This window comes from Amedibacillus sp. YH-ame10, from assembly GCF_053848885.1.
In genome coordinates, this window is sequence record NZ_JBSPFA010000004.1 from 90,273 (window position 1) to 111,427 (window position 21,155).

Genomic DNA, 21,155 nt, shown 5'->3' on the forward strand with positions numbered 1-21,155 from the left:
TGTAAATACTAGTCTTCGATTTTTTCGAGCACATTTTCATTCAACCTCTCCACGATATCCTCTACCAATATATCTAGGCTTACTCCTTGTTCTATCATGGCTTCTATTAATTCTGGTGGAAAACCACTTATGATGTTGTTTGCACTTGTGAGGATAATCTCTTCATCATTGATTAAAAGGTGAACATTTTCTTCATCTAATCCAACCTTCTTCAAAAGGTGCATAGGAATACAGTAGTACCCTTCTTGCAATTCTTGATCTTCATTCATTGATGTTTCTATGGTAAAACAGCATTTCCCTAATGATTCTTCACTGTGTTGTAATTCAATCACATCACCTGTTTTTATACCTAGTTTCTCTACTGTGCTTTGATCTAGGATGATATTATTTTCTTTTTGTAGCACTACTTCAATCGTCTTCTTCATTTTCTTCTCCTTCATCATTATCAAATAAATTTAATTGCTTACGCATTCCACGTCCTAATGAAGTATCATAATTTGAAATCAATACTTCTGGAAACTCTGCTTCATTGTTATAACGAAGTGCCATATTGTTTACTCTTGTACAACTCTCAATATAAAAGTTTTTATAGAGTTCTCTTATAAACTCACAATCGTTATATGACAATAAGAACTTTCCTTGAATGTTTGCTAAACAATCACGTAGACGTATGTGATCTTCTTTTGTAAACAACACCTCATACATTCCTTCTGTTTCGTAGTAAGGTGGATCACAATAAAAAAAGGCATTCGGTCTATCATATTGACAGATTAATGCCTCAAAATCTTTGTTCTCTACAATTGTATTCGCTAGTCGATCACTAACATCCCATACGGTAGAAAATGCTTTTCTAACATCATATGGTCGACACCCAAATGTCTTACATCCAGACCCATACGAATAGCGAATTAACTTAAAAAAAGCGACCGCTAATCGTATATCCTGATTAACAATACGCTCTTTCTTCATTAATTCTATAATTTCTTCTGATTGTAATTCTGTGAAGTATACCTTTACCTTTTGAATTTCATCCTCGATATACTTATCCTCTACTCTTTGTTTAGAAATGATATCCTTATAGAGATTAAATATATATCTACCATTCTCTGGCAGATAGCCAAGTTCTTGAATAAAAGCTAAAGGCTGTTCACGTAATACAGAGAACATATTGGTTAGGTTATTATTGAAATCATTGTACACCTCGAATCTGTCTGGTGTCTTTCCAAACAACACCCAACCTCCTCCTCCAAACACTTCAATATAGCGATCATAATTCTCTGGAAAACGTGCATAAATGAGTTCTCGTAATGCCTTCTTTCCACCTACCCAACTGATTATACTATTCAAATACATCTCACCTCCTTCAATCAGTATCTTTATACTTTTTGATTATCTTAATTCTTTTTTGATTTACGATACAATACGAAGGCTGCAATCCCTGCGCCTAAACATACTGCAATAATTGGTAATAACATTGTTTGATCTCCTGTCTGCACAGTTTCAATTGGTTTACGTTTATCTTTCATAACGACCTTTTGAACTTCTGCTGTTTCTTTAACTGTAAAAGCTACTGTTTCTGCAACTTCAAAACCTTTTGGTGCTTCTACTTCTTTCAAGAAATAATCACCTGCTGGTAATCGTTCTATCATGGTCTTTTGTCCATCCGTAATCCATTCACGAACAACCTCATTCTTCTCATTTAAGATTTGAAGCTTTGCGCCTGATAGCTCATAACCTGTAGTTAAATCCTGCTTAGATATTTCTACTTTGATGATATCATCCTTCATTGTTATCTTTTGGATTTCTTCTGTATCTTGAACTGTGAATGTAATACTTTCTGCTTTGACATATCCTAAAGGGGCTGTATCTTCAATCAATGTATATTTCTTTCCTACCTCTAAGCCACGCATAATATGAGACTCTTCACTAGATGTCCAAGTTTCAATAACATTACCTTCACTATCCTGTAATGTCATGGATGCTCCTGCAAGTTCTTTACCATTCGTAATATCTACTTTAGATAATTCCACTGTAGTTTTCACATTGGTTAAATTCAACGTCTTGGCATAGATTGTGCGTTGACTTTCATCATAGCTAAGATCAATATCATATATGGTCTTATCTGTTACATGGGAATTCAACGCTTTTACTTCTTTCAATTCATATTGACCAAGTGGTAAATCACTAATATGGATTTCTCCTGCTTCATTGGTCATATATAACCCATTTTCAGAGATGTCTTTATTTACTGTATCGCCTTTTTCATAAAGTAATGTTTTACGTCCATCTAAAGAGTAGATATTCTCTTTTGCAGTTAATTCGTAAGTTACTCCTGATAGTAATTCTCCCGTATCCTTATCTGCTTTCATTAAATGTATTTCACCAATAGGAGAAATGTTTGTTAATTCTAGCGCGGAAGTATAAAGTGTCTTATCACTATGATCATAAGATAAATCAATATTGTACGTTGATTCATCTGCCACATATCCATCCAATGCATAGACTTCTTTCAATTCATATCGACCTAATGGTAAATCACTAATATGGATTTCTCCTAACTCATTGGTCATATAGCGACCATCCTCTGCAATATCTTTGTTAACCTTATCGCCTTTGGCATAAAGCAATGTGTTTCTTCCATCCAAAGAATAAATATCTTCTGAGGCTGTTAACTGATAAATAACACCACTTAGTGCTTCTCCTGTTGCTTTATCAGTTTTCATTAGATGAATTTCGCCTATTGGAGCAATGTTTGTATAATCAACAGTGATATCATAGTGTTGAGTTGAATTATCTTTCTTTTCAAAGAAAATATCTTCCACGTTTTCAGATAGGACATAACCCTCTTTCGTAAGAGTTTCATGTAATTGATACTCTCCCATAAACAAATTATCTATAATGATTTCTCCAGTTGCATCTGTTTTACCTTTGCGAACCATATCTCCTGCTTTAATTAAAATAGAGCCATCAATCGCATTAATGATATCCTTCTTCGCAGTTAGTTCATATTCAACATCTTCTAGTGGATTTCCTGTTTCTTTGTCTGTTTTATGAATAATAAGACTTCCCATTGGTTGTCTGTTCTTCACTTTTACAGTAATCATTGGCTCATGATCTTCATCTGTATCCATATCATGGATATTCTTAATCGTAAACTTTACAGGTGCCTCTAACTCTAAAAAGCCTGATGGAGTTTTAAGTTCTTCAATTGAATAATTTCCAGCATACAGTTTTAGTGGAAGAGTCGTTTCTCCTTCTTTACCAAAGATAGAAACAATTTGATTTTTGCTGTTTGTAGTGAATGTATCAATCTTAACACCACCTACCTTTTGAACAATATAGTTCCCTTTTTCATCTTTGATTTTAAAACTAGCCGAATTCAATGTAACAGTTTTGGCTGAATCATAATCAACTTTCACCAGTTTTACTTGTGCTGATAATGGTGCATTATTAACATTGATTTTACGAACTTGTTCATTACTAGGATAGAAGGTGTAGTTCTTATCAATTGTCACAGTAAAGTCAGGAGCAGGAGTATGATCCGCTGGTGTCTTTGTTTCTTTGACTTGATAAACTCCATAAGGCAGATACTTAGTTGTTGCATATCCTTTTTTGTCTATCGTAATGACATCATAAACTTTCGCTGCATTCCACCCTAGTTTATCTACATCACTTTTCAATTTAAAAGTGAACTCAACACCTTGTAATCCTTCATAGACTCCTGAACTTCCGAAGTCTTCACCACTCTTGAATATTTCAATCTTTTGCATATTCAACTTATCAGAAGTTGTTTTATTGACTGTTGTTTTCGTTACTGTCTGCCCTGCATAATCAACAGAGACATCAATAATGCTTTGATTCAACTGTAAGGAATTATTGGTATCGATTTCCTGAATATAATATTTTCCTAATGGAAGATTGTCCCAAGTGACTTCTCCGTTTTTATCCGTTGTTTTATAAGCAACGATCTGGTCTTTTTCATAATACTTGATCGTACCTGCAATATTCGTAATCTTTTCTTTTGCGATCAATGCATACTGATTTCCATCAAGTGTTGCATCTCCTGTCATTCCACCTACAAGTGATGTATCAAAAGATTTCTTTAATATAACCTTTCCCTTTTGATCTTCATTTTGAATGGTTGTGGATGCAGTGACTAATGAAGTCACTTGATCTTTGTACAGAAGCTCTGTATGGAATATGTTTGTATTCAGTACATATCCATCAGGCACTTGTGTTTCTATAATCTTATATTTTCCTAGTGGTAATTTAGGTGTATTTGCTTCACCAGAACTATTGGTTGTAATAGTAGTAACCAAACGATCTTTTGAATAGAATACTTTTGAACCAGCCTTATTCCTAATGGTTTCATTCGCATACACATTGAAAGTTGTATTTGCGACACGATCTCCATTCGTATTAGTCTTAATAACTTTGATTTCTCCGCTAGGTTCTTTGTTTGTGACAACGACTACATTGGCTTCTGCTTTCACACCTGCTTCAATCTTGAATGTTCGAACGGTAGTATCTAATAAATACCCATCTTTTGTGGATACTTCTTGATATTGATAAGTTCCTGTATCTAAATCATAGCCTGAATCATCAGAATCCCAAATACCATTTGAATTTGTTATTACGTTAAATGAACCACCCTCTGGATAACTAATTTTAAAAATTACTCCAGAAAGAGGATTTCCAAATTCATCCGATTTCAATAAACGAACGCCTCCCTCTTCAGGAAACACTCTAAATGCACGATACGTAATGATGCTTGATCCATGCTTATTACCAAGTGCATCTGCATTACTAATCATAACTTGCTGTTGTGGACCTGATGGCATTTCAGCAGCACAATGAATGACTTTTCCATCACCCATGTAGATTCCCATATGAATAGGTTCACCAGAACTATCATAATACAATATGATATCCCCTGCTTTTGTATTAGCTGGATTAGCCTCATTTGTACTATAAGTGTAACTTGTCACTCCTAAGCCATCCAAATAGGATTCAATAGAATTTGTTGTGAATCTGTCTGCATTAAATTTTAGACCTACTTGTTTGAAAACATAACTTGCAAATCCTGAACAATCAAATGAATTTGGACCTGCAGCACCCCATACATAAGGTTTACCTAGATGTCTCTTTGCTTCATTAATGACTTCATTTGCCTTATTGACTTCAAAGTATACTTTTTCTTCTGCAGCATGTACAGTTGAAATTGTATTAAACATCGATGTGAATACCATCATAATAGTCGCACAAGTGATAATTCCTTTTCTAATACATCTTTTTATTTTCTCTTTCATAAGTTTCCTCCTCGTAAATAAAAAAGAACACAGATATATGTAATTAACTGTGCTCGATAAATCATATTTAATTTTATAAATTAGGGCATAAAGCCCTAAAAGAAACCAACCTTATAATAATTCATAAACATTTCTCCTTTCTATAAATGAAAAACACGACCATGATTGATCGTGTTCATTTCCTTATATTCTAGTTTGAAATACTGAATAGTAATATCCGTTATAATAATAAATCCCTACTGCTGCTTGACTATTATTGCTTAATAACATTTCATTGTGTGTTGGTGAGTTCTTCCATGCATTAAACGGATCATCATAATTAGTAATACATTCTGCTGCTCCACTATGCCATAAAGCTTCTCTTGTAGCCATTGCAAGTGCATGTTCCTCACTTCTTCCTTGTAAAAATGAAGATAGTACAAATGGTGCTTTACCATTTTGCACTCTATATTCATTTATTTGTGTGAATACTTGATTTGCTTTAGCCTGTTGATTGGTAGGTGGTGCTGGCGTTGGATCAACGACAGGTGGTGATTCTGGTTTTGGAGCAGGTGTTTCTTCTTTTGGTGGTGTTGGTGTTACTGGCTTAGCTTGTGAGTCACTGTTGCCTCCACTTGAAGATCCTCCAGATGTTTGATTTGATTTATTATCATTTGGCTTTGTTGTATCAACAGTCTTAGCCTCATCACCTTCATCGTTCGCACCATCATCCTTCTTTTCTTCATCTGTTGTACTAGGTGTATCTTTCTCTTCAACCTTTTTGTTATTGTCCACATTAGCCAACATCTGAGTTACAAAATTGCTATTTGCACCTACTTTATCTTCCTCTTTTTCTTTGGATGAGCACCCTACTATCATTGTAGCAAGTAATGCTAAGCACAATACTTTCTTCATATCTCACCCCTCCTCTTATCGTCATTATAAAATAATACTTTAATAAAGTCTATTCTTGAATCAAAGTTCAAGTGGAAATTTATTTCATTAACCATTTTTATTATCTATAAAATCTAAGTTAGTTAAGAATCTCATTAAACACATTTGCGCATAGATCGTACATTACTTCTATACTACTTTCTAAGTTTGAAACACTTTTTTAATCATATCAACATATTTTGTATTTTGACTATCAGATATATATACTTTGTTTTTTAAATAAAGTATATATCATACTTAACTTCATAATTACCAATAGTTAGTAATTTTATAAAATCATCCAATCGATCAGCAATATAAAAGTTTTCTATTCCATATATTAATGTACGTCTACAGTTTTCTGTTTTAGAATCATTAGCTAATTCTATTAATGGTTGTATTGCTTCATTACAATGCAAATCTCCTAAGACAATAGCTATGGTGTTACGATAATTTTAATCCGTTGTATTCCTCTGAAAGACTCATTGCATACTTTTTAAACTCTTAAATATTATTAAAGTTTACTTTATCTATTTTCATATTCTTTCGCACCTCTAATCTATTTAACTATAATATTAATAATCTAACTCTTCATAAACTAGCACTTATTATGCTATTTTTTATTTCTTGCGTCCAATATAGTATTCAAATAAATTTTCATACATTGTGCGTACTTGATTAATATCTCCCCATGACAAAGGATCATCAGCATAAGATAATGTGTGGAATGGTTGTTCCTTTCCAATGCTATAAGGAATGTCATTCCATAATAAATATGTTCTTTTACCAAATTCTTCGATTGATAATGTTTTAAGATAATACGTATTTTTCAACTCTTCTAACAAAATCTTCCCAAAAATATCTATATCATTTTCATTACTATAGCAATCCCCAATAATTAAATTTATAGTTGCACATAAATCTGAGGTAAGAAATTCTAACTCTAACAATAAAGAATTATCTGGTTCTTCTAAAAAAGCATTATTTAAATATTCTTCATATTTATCAAATGTTATTAAGTCATTCTTCAATAATAGTGCATAGCATAATATTTTTTCTTTCATTCCCTCACCTCGCCCAATATAAATATTTCATGAAAACTTCTTTGAAATGTACATAAGAATTTTACATTTCCACCATTATAAATTGCACCAAATTTATAGCTTAAAAAATCTACTGTCTTATACTTAAGATAGCTATATTTATGCTATTTATATCCATATATTGTATAAACTCCACTCTCCAATTCATATGGTATTTTATATTTTTTTAAAATTTCAACAAATTCTTTTTCAGCATCATACCATATATTATTCTTCACTAATTTTCCACCCTCTTGTATGAAAAAACGTGGTCTAATCTTTAACCATTCAATCGCTTTGTAATTCAAATAGTTAAAACTTTCTTCATCAAAACTACAAAAGGAACTTGGACCTTCATTATTTATAAGATACTGAACACAATCATGAAGAATATAGTCGCTATCATCAAATAATGTTTTATAATCGTATGGTGGCTCGAAGGGCATTTCTTCTAACATAGCTTTTCGAAATGTACCCCATTTGGTATTATTCATACAACTTGTTAAGTTTCTTTCAGTAATGATATCTAGAATCATTTGCCGTTCAGTTTTCTTAGTACTGTATTTTCCATTAGAAATATCTTTTGCCCATCTTTCTATCCACAACAAAAGTTGATTATCGTTCTTTTTAAAAATTTGATGTTTAAATATGTAGCCGTCACGCTCAATAGTTAAGTGATATGCCCAAGTATTTTTAAGTTTTAAATAAACACCATCTGGCCAACGAACTGACAATATTCCATCATTTCCTCTTATTCCAACACCAAAATCCACTTCATCAAAACATACATTTGATATTCTTTTACTATTTGCTTCCAAATTTATCACTCCTCTAATCTATATATTCTAAGCAACGTCTACCACAAAACCTAGTTTACTCTTCTATTGGTTATCATATCATAACAAAACATCCACTACAAATTAAAAAAGACCAATTATTTTCTTTTAATAACTGGTCATTCTCACGGCATTTTCACGGAAAATCCACGAGATTTCACCTCATTTATGGCAAAATCAATGATATTTGTCTGCTAATTATATATATGTTGTATACGTAAATAACGTCCTATTTATCGTGTCTTTTCGCTTGTATGCTACTTATATGAAACTGTACGAATTATTTTTGCAAACGCATGTGAGGGAAGAGCAAAACTTCCCTGATGGTTTCAGAATTGGTCAACAACATCACAAGACGATCAATTCCTAGCCCTACTCCACCTGTTGGAGGAAGTCCATATTCTAATGCCTCTACATAGTCAACATCCATTTCATTTGCTTCATCATCTCCAAGATCACGCAATTTCAATTGGTTCTCAAAACGTTCTCTTTGATCAATTGGATCATTTAACTCAGAGAATGCATTCGCGTATTCTTTTCCATCAATGAATAATTCATAACGATCCGCAAATCTTGAATCATCCATATTTTTCTTAGCTAATGGAGAAATTTCAACAGGATGTCCATATACATAGGTGGGTTGAATCAATGTTTCTTCTACATACTTTTCGAAGAATAGATTGATAATATGTCCAATACTGTTATGTTTCTTTTCTACTTCGATATTGTGTTCTTTTGCTAAAGCACATGCATCCTCATAGCTCATTTCTTTCCAGAAATCAACGCCACTAGTTTCTTTAATGGCATCTACCATATGTACTCTTTTGAATGGAGCTTTTAATGAAATCACTTTATCTTTCCATTCAATTTCAGTTGTACCGCATACTTTTTCTGCGACATTGCTCAACAAACCTTCTACAAGATCCATCATGCCATTTAAATCAGAGTATGCTAAATATGCTTCTACTGTAGTAAATTCAGGGTTATGTGTCGCATCCATTCCTTCATTACGGAATAAACGTCCAATTTCATAAACACCTTCTAATCCACCAACAATCAATCTCTTCAATGGTAATTCTGTCGCAATACGTAAGTAAAACGGCATATCCAATGTATTGTGATGTGTAACAAATGGACGTGCAGTTGCTCCACCTAAGATTGGTTGTAATACTGGAGTTTCTACTTCTACCATACCTTGGTTATCCAAGAAATTTTGGATTGCACGAATGATACGAGGACGAGTTAACGCAATTCGTTTGCTGTTGTCATTCATAATCAAATCGACATAACGACGACGATAGCGTTCTTCTACGTCTTGTAAACCATGGAATTTTTCAGGTAATGGGCGAAGTGCTTTCGATAAATGTGTATACACTCCAGCCTTTACAGATAATTCACCATGATCAGTTTTCATGATAGTTCCTTCAATACCTACGATATCTCCGATATCAGATTTCTTAAAGATTTCATATTGTTCTTCACCAATAACATCTTTACGTACATAGATTTGCATACGTCCATCGATATCTTGGATGTGCATGAATCCCGCTTTACCTTGACGACGTTTTGTCATAATACGTCCCGCAATTTTCGCAGTTACGTTCTTTTCTACCAACTCTTCTTTTGTGAAGTCTTCATATTCTGCACGTATTTGTCCAGATTTATGAGTTCTTGCGTATGCTTGACCAAATGGTTCAATTCCCATTTCGCGTAGCTCTTCCATTTTCTGGCGACGTATTGTTTCTTGTTCACTTAGCTTTTCCATAAGTTCCTCCTGTGTATAATAAAAGCTCTCTTCCTCATAGGGACGAGAGCTTGATCGTGGTACCACCCTAATTCACCATATAGTTGCCTATACGGTCTTAGTGACTAATTAAAGTCTATTCGTAACGTGAATAAACGTCCTGTTGGAAGGCTCCAAGTCTTTATTTCTTCCTATACCTCATGGTTCCTTTTCACCAACCGGAACTCTCTAACACATGCTTTATAAAAGTACTTTCTCTTCATTGCCATATCGCTATGATTATATATAGAAAGCACGTATTTGTCAAATAAAACTTAAGTTATGAAAAGATTCACCTTGGATAAAGTTTCTAAAATGTTATAATGGAGACAACAGAAAAAGGAGGTCATTTATGGCTACTATTATTGGAAGTCCTACACGTTATGTGCAGGGAAGAAAAGAGTTATATCATTTATGTCAACACACAGAGAATATTGGAAAACATTTGTTTGTTCTTACAAGTGCAACTGGCAGAAAGCGTGTTGAGGAAGCAATCAGCGAAAGTGCAAGTCACAGTGACTCTACAGTTACTTATGAAGTGTTTCATGGAGAATGTAGTATGCATGAAATTGAACGTTTAATGGCTTTATGCAAAGATACGAGTTGCGATACCATCGTAGGAATTGGTGGAGGTAAGATTCATGATACCGCAAAAGCAATTGCGCATTTCTTACATAAACCTGTTGTGATTGTGCCTACCATTGCATCCACGGATGCTCCATGTAGTGCACTCTCTGTTATCTATACGGATGAAGGTGTGTTTGAAAAATATTTATTCTTACCGTCTAGTCCTAATATTGTTTTAGTAGATACAGATATTGTTAGTAAAGCACCTGCTAGATTACTGGTTTCTGGAATGGGAGATGCACTTGCAACTTACTTTGAGGCAAGAGCTTGTAAACAATCTAACGCCAAGAATTGCGTTGGTGGAAATATTACATTAGCTGCGATGGCACTCGCTGAACTATGTTATGAAACATTATTAGAAAATGGAGTCACTGCAATGTTAGCGGTGAATGAAAAAGTATGTACCAAAGCCGTAGAGAATATCATTGAGGCGAATACATACTTATCTGGCATTGGATTTGAAAGTGGTGGACTTGCGGGAGCTCATGCTATTCATAATGGATTAACTGCGATTGAGGCAACGCATGCATTGTATCACGGAGAAAAAGTTGCCTTTGGAACGTTAGTACAACTTGTATTGGAAAATGCTCCGACTGAAGAAATCGAAGAAGTATTGTTCTTCTGTAAAGATGTTGGATTACCAACAACCCTTACCGATTTAGGAATTAAAGAAATTCGAAGTGAAGAGATTATGGAAGTTGCGAAACTTGCTTGTTCTCCAGATGATACTTTACACAATATGCCTTTTGAAGTTAATCCTGAAGATGTATATGCTGCAATCATGGCTGCTGATGCACTAGGAAGAAATTTCTAAAAAAATAAATCAGTGAAGGTTTAAAACCCTCACTGATTTTTATTTACATATTTTCTTAAACTAAAATATTTCAAATTAATAATTTAGATGGTATCTTTTCTGTTCTCTACATATGTATGATACTCTGCTTCATATCGATCTAAAATTTGTTCTAATTGTTCATATGTATCCATCTTTGTTAGTTCATCTTTTAATCGATGGCTTTTTGGCAATCCTTTTACATACCATGCCGCATGTCCTCGCATTTCTCGAATCCCTACGAGTTCTCCTTTTAGGTCACATAAACGTTTTGCGTGTAATCGTGCCATTGTGAATTTCTCTTGTAAAGTAACTGGCTCCATATGCTTTCCAGTTTCTAAATAAGTCGCAATATCCTTAATCAACCAAGGATCACCAAGCACTCCTCTACCAACCATGACAGCATCACACCCAGTTTCTTCAAGCATTCGTTTTGCATCTTCTCCACTACGTATATCGCCATTTCCCATAACTGGAATTTTAACCGCATCTTTTACGAGTTTGATATAGGACCAATCCGCATGTCCTTCATACATTTGTTTTCGAGTTCTTCCATGAACTGCGATACCCGCAACTCCTACAGCCTCTAAGCCTTTCGCAAGCTCTACACAATTGATTTGATCCATATCCCAACCAATCCTCATCTTTACAGTAACTGGCTTAGAAACACTCTCTACAACGGCCTTTGTCATCGCAATGGCATGCTCAATATCTTTCATCAATGCACTTCCTGCATTTGACTTTATAATTTTTGTGACTGGACACCCCATATTGATATCAATGATATCACAGTCTGTTTTCTGATCTAATAGTTTTGCCGCAAATACCATCGTTTCGATATCATGTCCAAAAATCTGCATCGTGAGAGGATGTTCACTCTCTTCTACATTGGTCATACCTATTGTTTTCTCATTATCATAATAGAGTGCCTTATCACTTACCATTTCTGTGTAAATTAATCCTGCCCCAAATTCTTTACATATTACACGAAAAGCAGGATTGGATATTCCTGCCATCGGCGCAATAACAACCTGGTTAGGTATTTCTATAGGCCCTATCTTCCAACTATTCTTTGGCATACTTATCAAGAAACCTTTCCAAGTCACGTAATTCTTCTTCACTAAATTGGTAACGTTCATTACAGAAGTTACATGTAATTTCACAACCATGATCTTCTTCTATCATAGCCATGCGCTCTTCTTTTGATAAGGTTGTAATCACGCGTTTCATTTTTGCTTTATCACAATCACACTTAAAACAAACATCTTGTGTACTCAAAATCTTTAAATCTTCTTGGAAAAGATCTTTTAAGATATCTTCTAATGATTCGTATTCTTGAATATACGTAGAGATATGTTTCATATGTTGTACGACTTGTTCGACTTTCGCAATATCTTCTTCATCAGCATCTGGCATCATTTGAATAATCAAACCACCTGCTGCGATAATACTACCGTCTGTATTTACCAATACACCTACCGAAACAGCAGAAGGTGTTTGTTCACTTGCGGTAAAGTAATAGGCAAAATCATCTCCAATTTCACCTGATTGAATCGCAACTGTTCCACCCCAGTTTTCTTTCATATGTAAGTCTTTGATGACTTCTAAGGTTCCTTGATTACCTACAGCCATTCCAACTGCTAGTTTTCCAGTGTCGTTATATTGTAGAAGAATGTGAGGATCACTCACAAATCCACGTACATGTCCATCACTATAAGCATCCACTAAAACCGTACCAATAGGTCCACCACCATTGATTTTAATTGTTAATTGTTCTTTATCACTTTTCAACATGCTTCCCATCATAGAGCCAACACTCAACACTCTTCCTAGTGCTGCGGCAGAAGTAGGATACAAATCAAATCGTTGTCTTGCTTCTTCCACAAGTGCTGTAGTACTACATATATATACTCTTACCCGTTCTTCACAGGTCAATGCTTTTACTAAATAATCTTTCATTTTACCAACTCCTTGTACACTAAATAGTATACCATATTTTATTTACTCGCTACTTCCCATCGTTCACGTTCTTTTATATCTTTATAAAAGAAAATGAAGAGAACAGGTGCCATGAGTGACCATGCGATAGGTTCTGCCAAACATACTCCCGTATATCCAGTATAAGGAATCAACGCAAAGGTCGCCACTACTTTAACAACCATTTCTATAATACTTGATATAATCGGAATTCTACCATTTCCCATTCCCTGTAAGGAATTACGATAGATAAATAAGATTGCTAACACGAAATAGAACCCTGCAGAAACACGACAATAATACGTTGCCAATGAAACCACCTTTGTTTCTGTAGAAGATACCAATAGCCCTATAATTTTATCAACTCCAAAAAAGGAAATCAGTATTACAAATAAAACCCAAATAAAACTGATCCAAACACTATGTTTTAATCCTTCTCGAATTCTATGATACTTTTTAGCTCCTAGATTTTGAGATACAAAGGTCGTATCCGCAATCGCAATACTTATAAGTGGTTGCATAAACATTTCTGCGACTTTTCGTGCTGCCGTATGTGCCGCTATTGTAATTTCACCTAATCCATTCACCGCACTTTGTAAAACAACAGAACCAACGGATACAATAGAATTCATAAGACCCATGGAAATCCCCATGGATAACTGTTTATTTAAAATATCTTTTTCTACGTAATATTCTCCTCTATGTAGAATAAACATTGGATATTTCTTTTTCATATAAAAGAAACAAAGGACAACAGATAATACTTGTGAAATTACTGTTGCATATCCTGCACCTGCAATACCCCAATGGAAATATGCAATAAAGATATAATCCAAAAGCACATTTGTTAAAGACGCTACAATTAAAAAGTACAGAGGAGTTTTACTGTCTCCTATAGAACGCAACATACTTGCCATTGCATTATATGCCATAGTCACAAACAATCCAACGATGATAATCGTTAAATAAGTATCTGTCATATCGATAATGGAAGCAGGTGTCTGTAGCAGCTGCAAAACTGGACGTTTCACAAGTAGGGCTACAAATACGATAATACATACAATGATGGTACATAAACGTATGCATCCAGCCACTGCCATCTTCATTCCCTTTTCATCTTTTGCCCCATAATATTGTGCAATCATAATGGATACACCCATAGATACTCCACTTACCAATCCAATCACTAGTCCCGATAAAGAAGCACCCGCTCCCATAGCCGCAAGAGCTTTAACTCCTAATATTTGCCCTACCATCATAGTATCTGCCATATTATAAAACTGTTGAAATATATTCCCTAATAGTACTGGTATGGCAAATGCCAATATGAGTTTTGTTGTATTTCCCTCTGTCATGTTTTTCATTTTATCACCTACAGTTTCCTATTGTAACATATTCACTACGTATTTGACATAAAAAAAGCTGCCATTTATAAGCAGCTAATCATCGTATAAATCACTACGCATTTGATCTAATAGATATCCAATTTGTTCCTTATTACTACGATAGTATACACGATTGGAATCTTTTTCATATGCAATTAAGGAGGCATTGCTAAGAGCACTTACATGATGTGAAATGGTTGCCGTTGTCAGTTTCAATTTCTCCGCAAGTTGGGAACCATATAAACCCTCATTTTTAATGAGCTTCAAGATTTCATACTTGCTTGGATCACTTAATAGTTTGATTCGTGCACATGCATCTTCCATAGAAACTTCTTCGTTTCCAATAAAGCTATGATCTGTAAACATTAACCCAATCAAAACATGGAGTTTATCTTTTTCATTGAGAGCCATTAAACGAAGTCCATTACATCCCATCCAGGATGGTTTCACCCATAAAGCTACATCCTCTTCTAATTCAAATTTTACATGAATTTGTAAAGCTTCCATAAATCTTCCGCTTTCACAAACTTCACTCCAATAGGAATGAAATGCCTCGAATGCATTCTCATGGTTTTTATATACACGTTTCATAACAGGTATCACTTTTTCTAGAATCCCCATTACAATATTTAAATGTTGATCAAAGTTAAGATATATTTGGTACACTTTCCATTTGATTTCATCTTTTAAGTCAGATTCATCTAATAAACGAAGAACTTCTTCATCGCTATATTGTGCATCCAATTCATTGCTTACTATAACGCAATCAATAAAACAAGAAGGATTTTTATGAAAACTCTCTTTGATGCGATTATGATATAAAGACATATTTTCTTCATCCATACTCCAAGCTTCAAAGCTCATGCAATCCGCAATTGTCGCATCTAAACTATCTTCATCCTCTACATAAGATTTGAAATAAAATGCGTGTTCATGTATCTCTTCTTTTAAAGAATTCTCCATTTCATCCAAAATTTCATTATATACAACACCCATTTCATTGATGATGTGTTCTATTTCTTTTGTGTAACTTGTTTTCTTTTTTAGGTGTTCTTTCATTTCTGTAAAATTATCATCCTCGCAGTATCTGCGCAAGAATAAATTCGCTTCTCGAATGAAGTCTACGTTTTTTTTATATATTGCCTTCATATTACCACCATTACTCTTTCCTACGTTAAGGATATTATAACACACCTATTCTTGTTTGCTTGGGTTTTCATCAAGCATAAAGAAAATTTCTCGCTTTCGTAATATTAGATATAGGAAGATGGATAGAATACCAAATCCAAGGAATATGGTCACAAAAGAAGTCATCTGTAACAACACACTAATTAGTAAGGAACCTATAGGTATGGTTAACGTCACAAATGCATTAAATACTGCCCCGACTCTTGCCATATAATTGGAATCTACACGTTGCATCAGAAAGACTGCCACGAACGTAGAAACTGCCGCACTCAACAATCCTAAAATAGTAAACATACCAACAATCAACGCATCGCTTATAAACTTTTGAGGAATTACGTTTGGAATATATACGATTAGGATATAGAAGAATCCAACAAACACAATAGTTGCTAGTAATAGTCTACGTTTTGTAATGTGATTTGTTAGAACTGGGTACAAGAAACTACCGATGATAGATCCAACAGTCATTCCTACAGACAACATAGATAACATCTCACTTCCACTTTTCATAATGGAATCAATAAATACAGGTAGTAAAGAGTTGATAGGAATCACGACTGCATTCAAGAGTGCACCAATCAAACATAATACTAGAACAGCTTGTCTACATTTCATATAATGCATACCTTCTTTTAAGGTTGTGGTATAGGATTTCAACGATAACTTTTCTTTTGTAATGGTTTCGTTATAGCGAATAAATCCAATTACAATTCCACTTCCTATAAAAGTAATCGCATCGATGAATATGGCTGTTGAGATACCAAAGATACCAATTATGAAGCCTACACACCCTGTCCCTATCAATTCCATCGCTCTTGAAAATGTAGAATTCAATGCCGTTCCTACTTCATAATGTTCTTCATCCAACAACTTAGGGACAATTGAAATTCCTGCAGGAATACGAAATGTTTCAAAAGTAGAGTCTAATAAGGTCACCGCAAGAATCATCCAGGGTGTTAGAATTCCTGCAAGATAGCTAATCGCAATGATAGAAACGGATACTCCTCGTGCTATATCACAAATAATCATAATATTTTTCTTGCGCATATTTTCCACAAGGGCACCCGTAAAAGGTTGTAGTAGGATCGTTGGCAACATGTTCATACCAAAAATAACCGTACTCCATGTAGCACTCTGTGTTACTTCATATACTAACCAAGTAAACGCAATCGCATCAATGGAGTCCCCAAAGCGATTGATACTATTGGCAAGGATAATTTTCAAGTATTGTTTTTGTGTTTTTAATGTTATATATATATCTAATAATTGTTTCATATACGTCTACCTCCATATCCAATATACATTATTATTAGATATATGTCAAACATATATTAGATAAATTGTTAAGAACTAGTAAAAAAGGAGATCTTTCGATCTCCCTCATTTCTATTCTTTTGATTCGTCGTAGTCGTCACCTTTTGTGAGTTCTTTTAAAGCAGCTTCTACATCAATTTCAGAAGGTCCAGTAGGTTCTTCAACAACTTCTGCTTCTTCTACTTTTTCTTCAGGGATAGTTTCACCACGTGCCGCAGCTTCTTCAGCTAGTTTCTTTGCTTCCTCCATATGTTTGATTTGTTCAGGAGAATTCAAAGTACCATAGTTTACTAAATTTAGAATTTGTTCGCTTGTAATTGTTTCTTCTTCAATTAAAGTTTCCGCAATTAACGTTAACAAATCTTTATGTGCAGTAATGATTTCTTTCGCATGATCATAACATTCATTAATAATTTTACGAATCTCTTTATCGATTTCGTAAGCTATCTCACCAGAATAGTTACTTCCACTTCCATAATCTCTTCCTAAGAAGACATTTCCTGAACCATCGTCATATTGAATAGGTCCAAGACTAGACATACCCAAGCTTCTAACCATTGCTTTCGCAATTTTTGTAGCTTGTTGGATATCGTTAGATGCTCCAGATGAAATTTCATTGAATACAACTTCTTCCGCAACACGTCCTCCCATAAGACCTGTAATCTGTCCAAGGAAATCCGCTCTTGTAGGAATCAATCGTTCTTCTGCAGGGGTCATTAAGTTATAACCACCAGCATTTCCACGTGGAATAATAGTAACCTTTTCCACATTGTCAGCGTTTTTAAGTTTTAATCCAATCACCGCATGTCCTGCCTCATGGAAGGCAACCATACGTTTTTCACCATCTGAATACTTTTTAGATTTCTTAGCAGGTCCCATCATTACACGGTCAATCGCTTCATCTAAATCTTCCATAGTAACGGATTTGCGTTTATCACGTACTGCAAGGATCGCTCCTTCATTCAATACGTTTTCAAGGTCCGCCCCAGAGAAACCAGGCGTACGTTTTGCTAAGCCTTCTAGGTTAACACCTTTTTCTAACTTCTTATTTCTTGCATGTACTTTTAAGATTTCAAAACGTCCACGTTTATCAGGTAAGCTTACGGTAATCTGACGATCAAATCGTCCACTACGTAACAACGCAGGGTCCAATACATCTGGACGGTTTGTTGCCGCAATAATAACGATACCTTTATTTTCACCCATACCATCCATTTCAACAAGTAACTGGTTCAAGGTTTGTTCACGTTCATCGTTTCCGCCACCCATACCAGCACCACGTTGTCTACCAACGGCATCGATTTCATCGATAAATACAATACAAGGAGCTGCTTGTTGTGCTTTTTTAAACATATCACGCACACGGCTAGCACCAGTACCAACAAACATTTCTACGAAGTCTGAACCACTAATAGAGAAGAATGGAACATCCGCCTCACCAGCAACAGCTTTCGCTAACAATGTCTTACCAGTACCTGGAGGACCTACCATCAACATACCCTTAGGTATACGAGCACCCATATCTGTGAATCGTTTAGGATCCTTCAAATAATCAATAATTTCTTTTACTTCTTCTTTTTCCTCATCACATCCTGCAACATCTTTGAAACGTACTTTTACATTTCCTTCGATTTTTGCTTTGGATTTACTAAATTCAAAGGCTTTATTGCTTCCACCTGAATTCATTCTTGAGAACATAAAGAATGCCACACCTGCAATCAACAGGAATGGAAATACATTCATTAAGAAACGCATCAATAAGCTTTCTTTATTAGGATCGCTTACTACTAACTGCATCTTCTTATTCTTTTTAAAGATTTCCGTTAATTCTTTCACATTTGCTTCTGTGTTTGGAACACGTACTGTAAATGCGGTTTCTTTCTTATCTGCCATATATGTACCTGTTACATCAATAACAGTCGTACCCATTGCCATCTCTGCTTTTTTGAATTCTAATTTTTCAGCACTTGCCAAAAATTCGTTATACGTAAAACTTTTCGCATTGCTTGAATAGTTTGAAAATATCAATAACAGCAAAATACCAATTACTGCAATATAAGGTAGAAAACTTATCATTTTTTTATTATTCATAAGATTTACCCTCCTTTATGAAACCTATTTATAAACGTCAGGTTTTAACACTCCAATGTAAGATAAATTACGGTATAGTTCATTATAGTCTAACCCAAATCCTACAACAAATTCATTTGGGATCTCGAAACCAACATAATCCGCATTGATTTCCACAACTCTTCGTTCTGGTTTATCCAATAAGGAAACAACCTTAACATCACTTGCACCTTTATTTTTCAACATTTGTGTAACTACCTTTAAGGTTCTACCAGTGTCTACGATATCTTCCACCAACAAGATAGAACGATCTTTTATGGAACAGTCTAAATCTTTTAGGATTTTAACATCTCCAACGGATTGTGTACCTTCATAGCTTGATACATCCATGAAATCAAATTGAATATCAAGTTCAATATGTTTCACTAATTCTGCTAAAAAAGGAACACTCCCTTTTAACAAAGCTACCAGAAGAGGAGCCTTACCACTTGCGCGATAATCTTCTGTGATTTTCTTACCTAATTCTTTACATTTTATTTCAATTTCTTCGTGTGTTACTAATACTTTTTGTATTGCGTCATGCATGGTGCTACCTCCTAAATACAGATATAGACTATTTTAACACAAAACAAGTAGGATTGTTAGAAAAATGTTCAATATCACAGCCTAATTTAGGCACTAGGATTACATTTCCTGATGCATTGACCACAACTGGCCAATTCTTACGTTCTTTTTTAGGTATTTTACGGTCTATAAACCAGCGATTAAGCTTTTTAGCACCAAAACGCATGCGTATTTCATCGCCTTCTATATAACTACGAATAGTAATTGGAAAATCTTCTTTATAAAGTGTGACTGCCTCCACACTACTTCCACTATTGGATACTTCAAAATATGGAGTTTTTTCAAGTGTAAGTTCAGCATACTCAAAACAATACGGAGTATGTGCTTTTTTATCGATGCATAATTTCTCGTATTCACTGTATATACGATACTCTTTCGCAATATCCCTTGTCCACTGGTTTGCCTTGGTATGAATTAGATTATGAATCTGTTTAACTTCCACCAACGTTTCATGAATATGACACTCATCGAATATATAGAACGTTAAAACCAAAAGAGCAAGCTCTTCTTCTATAGCAATATAGGATGCTATTCCTTTATCCCATCCCTTTAAAAAATCTTTTGCGCGTGTACATAATTGTGTCCACGCTTCATTTTCTTTATCGATTTGTTTGGCTAATGTTATTTTTTCATCTATACTCATATGCTCAATCATTTCATGCCGAACCTTATTGCGTGTATAGTGATTACTAAGATTGCTTTCATCAATTCCATAAGCAACTCCGTTCTCTTCACAATATGCTTCTAGTTGTGCTTTTGTTTGTGCTAACAGCGGACGTATTACCTTACATCCCATAACTTCACATACCCCTTGAATGCCATAATATACACCCAAGCGAAGGCTTTGTTTTTGCATAATATACGTTTCCAAATGATCATCTAATTGATGCGCCAACAAAACAGCATCTCCTTGATATTTATCTAATACTTCTTTATAGAACTGATAACGCATATCTCTAGCAAAGGCTTGAAAATTACCTTCACACTCTTTATTTTGCATACGTTTCTCAAAGATTATACGATGTTGTTTACAATAGTCCTCTACGATTTCCATATCTCTTGTGGCACTATCTCTTTTTTGATAATTCATATGTGCCGCTATCACATGAATCCCTTCTTTTACACACATATCAAAAAGTGCCATGGAATCCGGCCCTCCACTGACACCTATCACATATGTTTTCTTATGATCTAGCTTTAATTTATCCATATGCGT

The 21,155-nt window shown here is 34.6% G+C and carries 16 protein-coding genes; 1 reads left to right on the plus strand and 15 read right to left on the minus strand.

Features of this window, described 5'->3' with window-relative positions; genetic code table 11:
- Positions 1–8 precede the first annotated feature (8 nt).
- The 7 genes from ACWG42_RS02770 to lysS all read right to left on the minus strand — a co-directional run bounded on the left by ACWG42_RS02770 (position 9) and on the right by lysS (position 9,904).
- A complete protein-coding gene (locus ACWG42_RS02770) occupies positions 9–425 on the minus strand; it encodes a hypothetical protein (RefSeq protein WP_455789980.1) in 417 nt (138 codons plus the stop codon).
- Positions 409–1,353 carry a DNA adenine methylase gene (locus tag ACWG42_RS02775; protein WP_455789981.1) on the minus strand — a complete coding sequence of 315 codons (945 nt, stop codon included), beginning with the start codon at positions 1,351–1,353 and terminating at the stop codon, positions 409–411. The genes ACWG42_RS02770 and ACWG42_RS02775 overlap by 17 nt, the downstream gene beginning before the upstream one ends.
- Positions 1,354–1,394: 41 nt before the next feature.
- Positions 1,395–5,309 carry a SpaA isopeptide-forming pilin-related protein gene (locus ACWG42_RS02780; protein ID WP_455789982.1) on the minus strand — a complete coding sequence of 1,305 codons (3,915 nt, stop codon included), beginning with the start codon at positions 5,307–5,309 and terminating at the stop codon, positions 1,395–1,397.
- A gap of 183 nt (positions 5,310–5,492) precedes the next feature.
- Complete coding sequence (locus ACWG42_RS02785) at positions 5,493–6,203, minus strand: hypothetical protein (RefSeq protein WP_455789983.1); 711 nt, start codon at positions 6,201–6,203, stop codon at positions 5,493–5,495.
- 638 nt (positions 6,204–6,841) lie between these two features.
- Positions 6,842–7,285 (minus strand): hypothetical protein, encoded by a 444-nt coding sequence (locus ACWG42_RS02790; protein ID WP_455789984.1) that lies wholly within the window; start codon positions 7,283–7,285, stop codon positions 6,842–6,844.
- Positions 7,286–7,428: 143 nt separating this feature from the next.
- On the minus strand, positions 7,429–8,121 hold the full coding sequence (locus ACWG42_RS02795; RefSeq protein WP_455789985.1) for a DUF6678 family protein: 693 nt from the start codon (positions 8,119–8,121) through the stop codon (positions 7,429–7,431).
- A gap of 298 nt (positions 8,122–8,419) precedes the next feature.
- Positions 8,420–9,904 carry a lysine--tRNA ligase gene (gene lysS, locus ACWG42_RS02800; RefSeq protein ID WP_455789986.1) on the minus strand — a complete coding sequence of 495 codons (1,485 nt, stop codon included), beginning with the start codon at positions 9,902–9,904 and terminating at the stop codon, positions 8,420–8,422.
- 370 nt (positions 9,905–10,274) lie between these two features.
- On the opposite strand from lysS, the gene ACWG42_RS02805 reads away from it, so the two are divergent.
- Complete coding sequence (locus tag ACWG42_RS02805; protein ID WP_455789987.1) at positions 10,275–11,363, plus strand: glycerol dehydrogenase; 1,089 nt, start codon at positions 10,275–10,277, stop codon at positions 11,361–11,363.
- 83 nt (positions 11,364–11,446) lie between these two features.
- On the opposite strand, the gene dusB is transcribed toward ACWG42_RS02805, so the two are convergent.
- From dusB to tilS, 8 genes are all read right to left on the minus strand, one after another.
- A complete protein-coding gene (dusB, locus tag ACWG42_RS02810) occupies positions 11,447–12,460 on the minus strand; it encodes a tRNA dihydrouridine synthase DusB (protein ID WP_455790013.1) in 1,014 nt (337 codons plus the stop codon).
- On the minus strand, positions 12,447–13,340 hold the full coding sequence (hslO, locus tag ACWG42_RS02815; RefSeq protein WP_455789988.1) for an Hsp33 family molecular chaperone HslO: 894 nt from the start codon (positions 13,338–13,340) through the stop codon (positions 12,447–12,449). The genes dusB and hslO overlap by 14 nt, the downstream gene beginning before the upstream one ends.
- Positions 13,341–13,378: 38 nt before the next feature.
- Positions 13,379–14,722, minus strand: a complete 1,344-nt coding sequence (locus ACWG42_RS02820) for an MATE family efflux transporter (RefSeq protein ID WP_455789989.1) — start codon at positions 14,720–14,722, stop codon at positions 13,379–13,381.
- A 75-nt stretch (positions 14,723–14,797) separates the two neighbouring features.
- Entirely contained in the window at positions 14,798–15,892 is a 1,095-nt protein-coding gene (locus ACWG42_RS02825) for an ArsR/SmtB family transcription factor (RefSeq protein WP_455789990.1), read from the minus strand.
- Between the two features lie 45 nt (positions 15,893–15,937).
- Positions 15,938–17,206 carry an MFS transporter gene (locus tag ACWG42_RS02830; protein ID WP_455789991.1) on the minus strand — a complete coding sequence of 423 codons (1,269 nt, stop codon included), beginning with the start codon at positions 17,204–17,206 and terminating at the stop codon, positions 15,938–15,940.
- A gap of 111 nt (positions 17,207–17,317) precedes the next feature.
- Positions 17,318–19,336: an ATP-dependent zinc metalloprotease FtsH gene (gene ftsH / locus ACWG42_RS02835; RefSeq protein ID WP_455789992.1), complete on the minus strand. Its 2,019-nt coding sequence runs from the start codon at positions 19,334–19,336 to the stop codon at positions 17,318–17,320.
- A gap of 24 nt (positions 19,337–19,360) precedes the next feature.
- Entirely contained in the window at positions 19,361–19,900 is a 540-nt protein-coding gene (hpt, locus tag ACWG42_RS02840; protein ID WP_455789993.1) for a hypoxanthine phosphoribosyltransferase, read from the minus strand.
- Positions 19,901–19,928: 28 nt separating this feature from the next.
- Positions 19,929–21,149: a tRNA lysidine(34) synthetase TilS gene (gene tilS, locus ACWG42_RS02845; RefSeq protein ID WP_455789994.1), complete on the minus strand. Its 1,221-nt coding sequence runs from the start codon at positions 21,147–21,149 to the stop codon at positions 19,929–19,931.
- Between the last annotated feature and the right edge of the window lie 6 nt (positions 21,150–21,155).

Excerpts from the sequence above, each read along its gene's own strand:
- ACWG42_RS02770 (WP_455789980.1), bottom strand. The coding sequence starts at position 425 with ATGAAGAAGACGATTGAAGTAGTGCTACAAAAAGAAAATAATATCATC.
- ACWG42_RS02775 (WP_455789981.1), bottom strand. The coding sequence starts at position 1,353 with ATGTATTTGAATAGTATAATCAGTTGGGTAGGTGGAAAGAAGGCATTA.
- ACWG42_RS02780 (WP_455789982.1), bottom strand. The coding sequence starts at position 5,309 with ATGAAAGAGAAAATAAAAAGATGTATTAGAAAAGGAATTATCACTTGT.
- ACWG42_RS02785 (WP_455789983.1), bottom strand. The coding sequence starts at position 6,203 with ATGAAGAAAGTATTGTGCTTAGCATTACTTGCTACAATGATAGTAGGG.
- ACWG42_RS02790 (WP_455789984.1), bottom strand. The coding sequence starts at position 7,285 with ATGAAAGAAAAAATATTATGCTATGCACTATTATTGAAGAATGACTTA.
- lysS (WP_455789986.1), bottom strand. The coding sequence starts at position 9,904 with ATGGAAAAGCTAAGTGAACAAGAAACAATACGTCGCCAGAAAATGGAA.
- ACWG42_RS02805 (WP_455789987.1), top strand. The coding sequence starts at position 10,275 with ATGGCTACTATTATTGGAAGTCCTACACGTTATGTGCAGGGAAGAAAA.
- dusB (WP_455790013.1), bottom strand. The coding sequence starts at position 12,460 with ATGCCAAAGAATAGTTGGAAGATAGGGCCTATAGAAATACCTAACCAG.
- hslO (WP_455789988.1), bottom strand. The coding sequence starts at position 13,340 with ATGAAAGATTATTTAGTAAAAGCATTGACCTGTGAAGAACGGGTAAGA.
- ACWG42_RS02820 (WP_455789989.1), bottom strand. The coding sequence starts at position 14,722 with ATGAAAAACATGACAGAGGGAAATACAACAAAACTCATATTGGCATTT.
- ACWG42_RS02825 (WP_455789990.1), bottom strand. The coding sequence starts at position 15,892 with ATGAAGGCAATATATAAAAAAAACGTAGACTTCATTCGAGAAGCGAAT.
- ACWG42_RS02830 (WP_455789991.1), bottom strand. The coding sequence starts at position 17,206 with ATGAAACAATTATTAGATATATATATAACATTAAAAACACAAAAACAA.
- ftsH (WP_455789992.1), bottom strand. The coding sequence starts at position 19,336 with ATGAATAATAAAAAAATGATAAGTTTTCTACCTTATATTGCAGTAATT.
- hpt (WP_455789993.1), bottom strand. The coding sequence starts at position 19,900 with ATGCATGACGCAATACAAAAAGTATTAGTAACACACGAAGAAATTGAA.
- tilS (WP_455789994.1), bottom strand. The coding sequence starts at position 21,149 with ATGGATAAATTAAAGCTAGATCATAAGAAAACATATGTGATAGGTGTC.